The organism is Pseudolysinimonas sp. (assembly GCF_044239695.1).
GTDB lineage: Bacteria > Actinomycetota > Actinomycetes > Actinomycetales > Microbacteriaceae > Pseudolysinimonas_A.
The window spans coordinates 1-8,916 of record NZ_JBIIAW010000110.1; the positions used below are offsets into that span (position 1 = coordinate 1).

An 8,916-nucleotide genomic window follows, 5' to 3' on the forward strand; every position below is an offset into this window, starting at 1 on the left:
GTGAGACCGCCGAGGCAAGAACGGGGACCCCTGCCCCGATTGCCTCGTCGATCTCACGCCGCCCTCCGCCGAGTCGCATCGGACATCCCGCGGGTTGAGTGCCGTGCGCAGCACGGTGTATCGAAACCCCAGCCCGGGGCAACCGGCCGCGGGCGGGCCGGAGGTTTTAGGGTGGGAGCATGCCTCGCTCCAACCGCCGTCGGGACGAGGCGGCGGAGCTGGATCTGGAGCGGGTGCTCGCCGGACGGCTGCGCACCGAGGTGCGGCGCGACGGGGCGTGGAACGTGCAGCCCCAGTCGGCGTCGTCCGCCGTCAAGAGTTACGCCTGCCCGGGTTGCGTGCAGCCCATCGTGCCGGGCACGGCCCACCTGGTGGCCTGGCGGGCCGACGGCATCATGGGCGAAGCCGACGACCTCGCCGCCCGACGCCACTGGCACACGCACTGCTGGAAGATCCGGGGCTGAGGGGCTGAGATGAGCATCGAGATCCGCGGCGGCGTCGAGCTGCCCGCGCGGCGTGAAGACATCGACCTGCACACCGACGACGGGCTCACCCTCGTCGGCGAACTGTCGCTGCCGCTCGAGAAGGATCCGGTCGCGACCCTCGTCTGCCTCCACCCGCTGCCGACGCACGGCGGGTTCATGAACTCCCACGTCATCCGCAAGATGGCCGCCCGGCTGCCGGCGCTCGCCGACCTGGCGGTTCTGCGATTCAACTTCCGCGGGGTGACGTCGCCGCGCGGCACCTCGGAGGGCTCCTTCGGCGACGGGATCGACGAACGCCTCGACCTGGCGGCGGCTCTGGCGTTCGTGGCCGAGCGGGGGCTGCCGAATCCGTGGCTCGTCGGCTGGTCGTTCGGCACCGAGGTGGCGCTCAAGCACGGGCTGCCCTACCCGATCGCCGGCGTCATCCTGCTGTCGCCGCCGTTGCGGCGCACCACCGCGCAGGAGCTGGCGCCCTGGGCGGACCGCGGCGTGCCCGTCGTGGCGCTCGTCCCGGAGCTCGACGACTTCCTGGCGCCCGATGCGGCTCGCGAGAAGTTCGCCGTGCTGCCCGATGTCGACCTCGTCGCCGTCGACGACGCGAAGCACCTCTGGGTGGGGGAGACGCACACCTCCCGCGTCCTCAGCGAGATCGTGCAGCGGGTCAACCCGTCGGCCCTGCCGCTGCCCACGACCTGGGAAGCCTGAAGAATACTCTCGCGGCGATGTCGATCCGGGCCGGTCCCGTTCGACGTCTGAGGCAGAGGGTTCATCAGGAGCCCCGACACGAGGAGATCGAAATGCCGAAGTACATGCTCATCATGCGTCCCCAGGCCGGTGCCGAACTGTTCGCCGGCGAGGTGCCGTTCGAGGAGATCATCAACCAGGTCGGCGCGTACAACGAGCAGCTGATCAATGCCGGGGTGATGGTCGCCGGTGAGGGGCTCGCCCCGAACGACAGCATCGTGATCGACAACACCGGAGAGAAGCCGGTCGTCACCGACGGCCCCTACGGCGAGATCCACGAGCTGTTCAACGGGTTCTACATCCTCGAGGTCGCCACCCGCGAGGAAGCCGTCGAGTGGGCGCTCAAGATGCCGCTCACGAAGGGGTCCAAGACCGAGATCCGCCGGGTGACCGACGAGTCGGACTTCGCCGGCTTCGAAGACAACGAGTACCTCCAGAAGGAGCAGGGCTGGCGCGAGCAGGAGGCCGCCCGCGCCGCGACGACGAAGTGACCGAGGTCCCGCGTCGCGTCGAGGCGATCTGGCGCATCGAGGGGTCGCGGATCGTCGCGACCCTGGCCCGGCTCACGGGCGACGTCGGCCTCGCCGAGGACCTCGCCCAGGATGCCGTCGCGGAAGCGCTCGCGTCCTGGGCGGCGTCCGGCATCCCCGACAACCCGGGTGCCTGGCTCACCGCGGTGGCGAAGCGCCGGGCGATCGACGGATGGCGGCGGCGCGACCGGCTCGACGACCGGTATCGCGCGCTCGCCCGTGATCTCGGCGAGGCGTCCGACGACGAGTGGGAGCCGATCCCCGACGACGTGCTGCGCCTGGTCTTCGCGGCCTGTCATCCGGTGCTGTCCCGGGAGGCGCAGGTCGCGCTGACCCTGCGCGTCGTGGCGAGTCTGACGACCGAGGAGATCGCCCGGATGTTCCTCGTGCCGGTCGCCACCATCCAGCAGCGCATCGTGCGCGCCAAGAAGACCCTCGCCGCGGCCCGCGTGCCGTTCGCGGTGCCCGACCCGGCGGAGTGGCCCGCACGGCTCGGCGCCGTCCTCGGCGTCGTGTACCTCGTCTTCACCGAGGGCTACCGTGCGACGACGGGGGAGCGCTGGGTGCGCGACGACCTCGCGGCCGAGGCGCGACGGCTCGGCCGGGCGCTCGCCGCGCTCCTGCCGCGCGAACCCGAGGTGCACGCCCTCGTCGCCCTCATGGAGTTCCAGTCGTCGCGGTTCGCGACCCGCGAAGCGTCCGACGGCACGCCGGTGCTGCTCGCCGACCAGGACCGCTCGCGCTGGGATCGGGGCCGCATCCGGCAGGGGATCGCGGCGCTCGAGCGCGCGGACGCGGCGGCGCGGGGTCGGGGCGTCGGACGGGGGTCGTATGCGCTGCAGGCCGCGATCGCGAGCTGTCACGCGGTCGCCCCGAGCGTCGAGGCGACCGCGTGGGACGAGATCGTCGTGCTCTACGAGGCTCTCGGCCGGGTGGCCCCGAGTCCCGTCGTCGAACTGAATCGCGCGGTCGCGGTGTCGATGGCCACCGGGCCGGCAAACGCGCTGCTGCTCGTCGAGGCGCTCGCCGCGGCCGGGGCGCTGCGCGGCTCTCATCTGCTGCCGAGCGTGCGCGGGGAGCTGCTCGCGCGCCTGGGGCGGGTCGACGAGGCCCGCGCCGATCTCACCGAGGCCGCGCGACTGACGGCGAACGACCGCGAGCGCGACCTGCTGCTGCGGAAAGCGGCCGCACTCGCCTGAGAGCTAGAGCTCGTTCTGCCGCGGGATGATGACCTGCTTGACGATGAGCAGGATCGAGGCCGCGACGGGAATCGCGATGAGCGCACCCAGGATGCCGAGCAGCGTGCCGCCGGCGAGGGCCGCCACGACGACGACGACCCCCGGCACCTTCACGGCGCGGTTCATGACGTTCGGGCTGATCACGTAAGCCTCGACCTGCATGTAGATCAGGTAGTAGATCGCGACGATGAGCACCGCCGGGAAGCCGTCGAAGGCCCACACCGCGAGCGAGATCACGACGGTGCCGGTGATCGTGCCGACGAGCGGCACGAGCGAGAACAGCCCGGCGAGGAACGCGAGCAGCGCCGCGTACTCGATCGGTTCGCCGAGGATCCAGCCGAGCACCGTGAGGAAGATGATCGAGAGGACGCCGTTGATCAGACCCATGGAGACCTGGCCGACGACGTAGCGCCCGACGGAGTCCATGATCTGCTCGGCGATGTCGATGAACTTCTCGCGCTTCGTCGCCGGCACGAGCGTGTAGAGGCCGCGCTTGATGCTCGCGAGCGAGCCGACGAAGTACAGCATGAGGATGAGCACGATCACGACGCCGAACGCACCGCCCGCGACACCGATGACCGTTCCGACGACGCCGCCCGTGATCGTCTGGATGTTGTCCTCGACGAAGCTGGTGATGTTGGTGAGCGCCGTCTGGTAGGGCAGCCACGGGACGTACTCGTCCCACCAGGTCTCGACCTGTCCGCTCAGGACGGCGTCGATGACGGCCGGAGCCTGATCGATCAGGTTGCCCACCTGCTCGACGATGACGGGGATCACGGCGAGCACGAACGCGGCGACGACCGCGAGCAACCCCGCCAGCACCGTGAGGATGGCGAGGCCGCGCTTCCAGCCGTGCTTCTCGAGCCAGGAGACCAGCGGGTCGATGCCGAGGGCGAGGAACAGCGCCGCCCCGACATAGGTGAGGATGGTCGCCAGCGACCCGACGGCGGTGCCGATGACGATGGCGACGAGCACGCCGAGGCCGGCGAGCAGGCCGAGCCGGAACGGGTTCTGGATCTTCACGATGGCAACGTTAGCGGCTCCCGCCGCTCACCCCGTCAGCCCGTGTGCTCCCGCTCGCGCGTGTCCTCGTCGACGTCTCCCGGCTTCTCGTCGACCACCGCGACTTCGCCCGTCTCGTCGGCGACCCCGGCCGGGAATCCGTGATCGGTCGCGATCCGTTCCGCCGACGCGAGCACGCCGCGCAGGCTCTGGATGTAGCCGGAGACCGACTCGCGCTCGAGACGGATCTGAACGAGCCGCTCCTCCGCGTCGCCGACCAGCTTCGACACGCGCTGCTCGGCGTCGGAGACGAGGGCCTTCGCGCGCTTCTCGGCCTCGTCGACCTGGGCCGCAGCCTTCGCCTTGGCGTCGTCCAATAGCGCCGTGGCCTCGGCCTTGCTCGTCGTGGCGAGGCGCTGCGCCTCGGCCCGCTGCGCGGCGGCGGAGTTCGTGGCCTCGGTGAGCTGGGCGTTGGCCTCGTCGAGGAACTTCTGCGTCGCGGCGGCCGCCTCCTGGTGCTTCGCGACGTACTCCTTCTCGGCGGCGTCGCGACGGGCGGACAGCTCGACCTCCAGGTCGGCGCGGGCCTGCTCGGCGGTCGCCAGCAGCTTCGCCTGGAGTCCCTCGGTGTCGTGCTGGATGCGGGCGCGCGTGGACTCGACCTCCTGCGCGAGTTCCGCACGCTGACGGGCGATTTCGCGGGCGAGGTCGGTGCGCTGCTTCTCGAGGTCGGAGGCGAGCGTCGCCCGAGCCTGGGCGATCTCGTTCTCGGCTTCGGAGCGGGCGTGCGCGAGTTCGGCGGCGAGCGACTCGCGGGCGCCCGCCGACTCGGCGGCCCAGGCGTCGCGGGCTCCGGTGATCTCGGCCTCGAGCGCTCCCTTGCCGTGCGCGATCTCGGCGTCGAGGGCGGCCTTGCGGCTGGTGATCTCGGCGTCGAGTTCGGCGCGCCGCGTCGTGATCTCGGCTTCGAGCGCGCCCCGGGTGCTGGCCGCCTCGGCGGCGAGCTCCGAGCGCTGCTTCTTCGTCGCCGCGTCGAGTTCGGCGCGCGAACGCTGGGTGTCGGCGTCGAGCGCTTCGTTGGCCGCCTTGGTGTCGTTCTCGAGCGCGATACGCGCGTCGGCGGTGTCGCGCGCGAGGTTGGTGCGCGCTTCCTCGAGCTCGCGCTCGAGGTCGGTGCGCAGCCGAAGGCTCTCCGCCTCGAATTCGGCACGGGTGCGTTCGGTCTCGCGGGCGAGGGCGGCAGCGGCCTCCCGGGCATCCGACACCTCGCGCTGGGCGGCGGTGCGCAGTTCGGCGAGCTCGTGGTCGACTTCGGCGCGCAGCGACGCCACCTCGCGCTTCCCGGCGGCACGGGCCTCGGCGACCTCGGTCGCGGCGGCGCCCCGGGTCGCCGCGGCTTCGCGGAGCCCGTCCTGCCGCACGGTCTCGGCTTCGGCGTTCGCGCCGGAGACGATCGCGGCGGCTTCGTCGCGGGCATCCCGAACGAGGCGTTCCGCTTCGGCACGGGCCTGCGCGACCGTGCTGTCGGCGAACGCGGTCGCGTCGGCGCGCAGCGCATCCGTCTCCTGCTGCACCGCCTGGCGCATCCGTTCGGCGTCGATGTCGGCCTGGCTGATCAGCCGCGTGGACTGCTCCTCCGCGACCCGCAGGGTGTTCTCGAGCTTCGTGCCGAGGCCGGAGTAGGTGGGGCTGCCGACCTCGTCGAGCTCGGCCTGGAGGTCGTCGGTGACCGCCTGGAGACGCTTGATCTCCTTGGTCTGGTCGTTCTTCTCGTTCGTGGCGCGGAGCAGATCGCGTCGCAGCTCGCTGACGACCGAGTCGACCTCGTCCTTCTTGTAGCCCCGCAGTTCGGTGCTGAAACCCGTGTCCTCGGATGCCACGTGGAACTCCCCGGTCGAAAGTGTGCGTTTCGTGGATGCCGTCCCCGACCGCGCGGGAACCTTCGTCAGTGTAACGGCCCTCGCGGCCCCGGGAATCGGGGGATAAACCCGGGGGACAGCTTCCCGTCCCAGCCCGCTCCCAGGCGACGCCCAGGGCGGTGGCTATTCTGGAATGTCTTTGTCTTCTACCGCCGGGAGGTATCCACCCGTGCGATTCGTCGTCGCGATCGTCGCGTTCGTCCTCGCCGCCGCCGCCATCGGGCTCGGTGTCGCTCAGCGCACCGTCCTCGCCGGACCGGCCTCCGTCTCGTCGACCGTCGTCACCGGGTCCGCCCCGCTGACGATCATCGACGCCGCCACGCTGAACGCGAATGCGGGCACCCAGTCGATCGAGGTCGCCGGTGACGGCGACGTCGTGCTCGCCTACGGGCGCACCGCCGACGTGATGGCCTGGGTGGGCGAGGCCAGCTACAACGAGATCGGCTGGGATGCCGAGACCGGCGAGCTGACCGCCACCGTCGTCGACGGCAGCGAGAGCTCCGCCGACCTCCCGTCGATCGCCGGCTCCGACCTCTGGTTGCGCGAGTTCACCGGCACCGATCTGCTCACCCGCAAGATCAACGCGCCGGACGGCATCTCGGTGATCATCGCCCTCGAGCCCGCCGCGGGCGACGGCACCGAGGCGGCGGTCGAGACGCCCGAGGCCACGACCGAGGACGGCACCGCCGTGGATGCCGTCGACGAGCCGTCCCCGCCGCTCGACCTGAGCATCACCTGGCCGCTCGACAACTCGGCCCCGGCCTCCGGCCCCCTCGTCGTCGGCGGTATCGTCCTGCTGCTCGGCGGGCTCGGCGCCTTCCTCTGGGCGCTCGTGCACGCGCGGGGCGGACGCGGCCCGCGTCGCACCACCCCGAAGCTGCCCAAGCGACCCAAGCCGCCGCAGTTGAAGCCGCAGAAGCGTCGCGGCGACGCCCCCACCCCGGAACTGGAAGCCCCGCGCGCGGGATCGGGCCGCCGCCGCGCCTTCGTCGCGGCAGGTCTGCTCACCGCGGGTGTCCTCGCCCTCGCGGGCTGCACCACGGAGGCCCAGCCGCAGCCGATCGTCTCGGAGACGCCGCCGGGCGGACCGCAGCCGGTGGCCGTCACGGCGGGTCAGTTCTCCGGCATCCTCACCGACGTCGTCGACACGGTCGCCGACGCCGACGAGGCCAAGGATGCGGCCCTCGCCGGGCAGCGTCTCACCGGCCCCGCGCTCGCGCTGCGCACCGCGAACTACGCGATCCGGACGGCTGACGCGGCGGTTGCCCCGCTCGCGCCGCTCCCGTCGGAGATCGTGCCGGTCATGCTGCCGGAGTCGACCGACACCTGGCCGCGCCGCGTGTTCGCGATCACCCGCGCCGAAGGGGTGCAGGCCGTCGGGCTGACCCTCATCCAGGAGTCGCCGCGCGAGAACTACAAGGTCGCGTACGCCGTGACCCTCATCGCGACCGTGCCCGATGTGGCACCCGCCGAGCTCGGGTCGTCCGCGCTCGCGCCCGGCAACAACCTCGGTCTGCTCGCCCCCGAGGAGCTCGCCGACGCGTATGGCGACGTGCTGATCAACGGCGACGAGAGCGAGTTCGCCGACCTCTTCCAGGCCGAGGATGACAGCCTGCGCGAGGCGATCGGAATCGACTACAAGACCACTCGCCGGGCCGAGCTCCCAACGAGCGCCACGGTCGAGTTCACGAACGGTCCCGGCGAGGAGGCTCCGGTCGCGTTCCTCACGAACGACTCGGGGCAGATCGTCTCGGTGATCCTCGAAGATGTCGAGACGGTCAAACCGGTCGAAGCGGGCGCGGCCGTCAACCCGTCCGGCCAGGTGAAGGCGCTTTCCGGCAAGACCCAGTCGACGCGCGGGATCGTCGCCACCTACGGCGTGCAGTTGCTGTTCTATGTGCCGCCGGTCGCGTCGGATCAGGAGATCGTGCTGCTCGGCTACGCCCAGGGCCTCGTCGCGGCCACCGAGGTCGGCTAAGTCGCCGTCCGAGTGCCAAGCTTGAGCCGATGAGCATTCCTGGACCGAGCCTGCGTGGCGCCGTCGACCTCTCCGGCCTCGTGCGTCGCGCCAACACCCCTCCTCCCACCCCCGGGTCGACACCGCCGCCGTCGGCGAGCGGTCTCATCGTCGAGGTGAGCGAGGCGACGTTCCCGCAGATCGTGGAACTGTCGGCTCGCGTTCCCGTCGTCGTCGAGCTGTACGCGCCCGGACTCGCGCCCGCGCTCGGGCCGATCGTCGAGTCCTACGGGGGACGCCTCGTGCTCGCGACCGTCGACGCGCAGGCCAACCCCGGCATCGCGGAGGCCTTCCAGGTACGTGAGGTCCCGGCAGCCGCGGGGGTGCTCGGCGGACGCCCCGTTCCCCTCTTCGTCGGCACGCCGGCCGAAGACCAGGTGCGCCAGGTGTTCGATCAGCTGCTGCAGGTCGCCGCGCAGAACGGCATCACCGGCTCGCTCGACCCGGCGGCCCCCGCCGACGGCGAACCGGCCGAGCCCGTCGAGGAGCCGCTGCCGCCGCTCCACCAGGAGGCGTACGACGCCATCTCGACCGGCGACTATGCGGCCGCCGTCGCCGCCTACCGGAAGGCGATCACCCAGAACCCGCGCGACGCCCTCGCCGTCGCCGGGCTCGCGCAGGCCTCCCTCCTCCAGCGCCTCGACGGTGCGGTCGCCGACGACGTGCGCAGGGCCGCAGCGGATGCTCCCGCCTCCGTCGCGGCGCAGCTCGCCGTCGCCGACCTCGACGTGAGCGGCGGACACCTCGACGACGCGTTCGATCGCTTGCTCGACCTCTTCCCGTCGCTCGACGGCGAGGGCCGCGAGGCGGTGCGCACCCGCCTGCTCGAGTACTTCGAGATCGCCGGCTCCGAGGACCCCCGCGTCGCCGCCGCGCGCCGTCGCCTCACCCTGCTGCTCTACTGAGCACGACATCCGCTACTTGCCCGAAATGGCCCACTTTTCGTCTCGAACGTGGGCCATTTCGGGCAAATAGCCTCCT

8 protein-coding genes are annotated in these 8,916 nt (G+C 71.5%); 6 read left to right on the plus strand and 2 right to left on the minus strand.

The features are described from left to right. The first annotated feature begins 179 nt into the window (after nucleotides 1-179). From ACILQS_RS13755 to ACILQS_RS13770, 4 genes are all read left to right on the plus strand, one after another. On the plus strand, nucleotides 180-464 hold the full coding sequence (locus ACILQS_RS13755; protein WP_395640698.1) for a hypothetical protein: 285 nt from the start codon (nucleotides 180-182) through the stop codon (nucleotides 462-464). 9 nt (nucleotides 465-473) lie between these two features. Beyond that, nucleotides 474-1,190: an alpha/beta hydrolase gene (locus tag ACILQS_RS13760; RefSeq protein WP_395640699.1), complete on the plus strand. Its 717-nt coding sequence runs from the start codon at nucleotides 474-476 to the stop codon at nucleotides 1,188-1,190. Nucleotides 1,191-1,282: 92 nt separating this feature from the next. Further along, the gene (locus ACILQS_RS13765) at nucleotides 1,283-1,720 is read left to right on the plus strand and encodes a YciI family protein (RefSeq protein ID WP_395640700.1); all 438 of its coding nucleotides are present in this window, start codon (nucleotides 1,283-1,285) and stop codon (nucleotides 1,718-1,720) included. Then, nucleotides 1,717-2,958 (plus strand): RNA polymerase sigma factor, encoded by a 1,242-nt coding sequence (locus ACILQS_RS13770; RefSeq protein WP_395640701.1) that lies wholly within the window; start codon nucleotides 1,717-1,719, stop codon nucleotides 2,956-2,958. Before ACILQS_RS13765 ends, ACILQS_RS13770 begins: the two co-directional genes overlap by 4 nt. Nucleotides 2,959-2,961: 3 nt before the next feature. Here ACILQS_RS13770 and ACILQS_RS13775 read toward each other — a convergent pair whose 3' ends face one another. Beyond that, nucleotides 2,962-4,020 carry an AI-2E family transporter gene (locus ACILQS_RS13775; protein ID WP_395640702.1) on the minus strand — a complete coding sequence of 353 codons (1,059 nt, stop codon included), beginning with the start codon at nucleotides 4,018-4,020 and terminating at the stop codon, nucleotides 2,962-2,964. A 35-nt stretch (nucleotides 4,021-4,055) separates the two neighbouring features. Beyond that, nucleotides 4,056-5,879 carry a hypothetical protein gene (locus tag ACILQS_RS13780; protein ID WP_395640703.1) on the minus strand — a complete coding sequence of 608 codons (1,824 nt, stop codon included), beginning with the start codon at nucleotides 5,877-5,879 and terminating at the stop codon, nucleotides 4,056-4,058. 208 nt (nucleotides 5,880-6,087) lie between these two features. Between ACILQS_RS13780 and ACILQS_RS13785 the strand changes: the two genes are divergently transcribed. Together ACILQS_RS13785 and ACILQS_RS13790 are read left to right on the plus strand one after the other, a co-directional pair. Further along, entirely contained in the window at nucleotides 6,088-7,896 is a 1,809-nt protein-coding gene (locus ACILQS_RS13785) for a hypothetical protein (protein ID WP_395640704.1), read from the plus strand. 29 nt (nucleotides 7,897-7,925) lie between these two features. Then, the gene (locus ACILQS_RS13790; RefSeq protein ID WP_395640705.1) at nucleotides 7,926-8,840 is read left to right on the plus strand and encodes a tetratricopeptide repeat protein; all 915 of its coding nucleotides are present in this window, start codon (nucleotides 7,926-7,928) and stop codon (nucleotides 8,838-8,840) included. Nucleotides 8,841-8,916 lie beyond the last annotated feature (76 nt).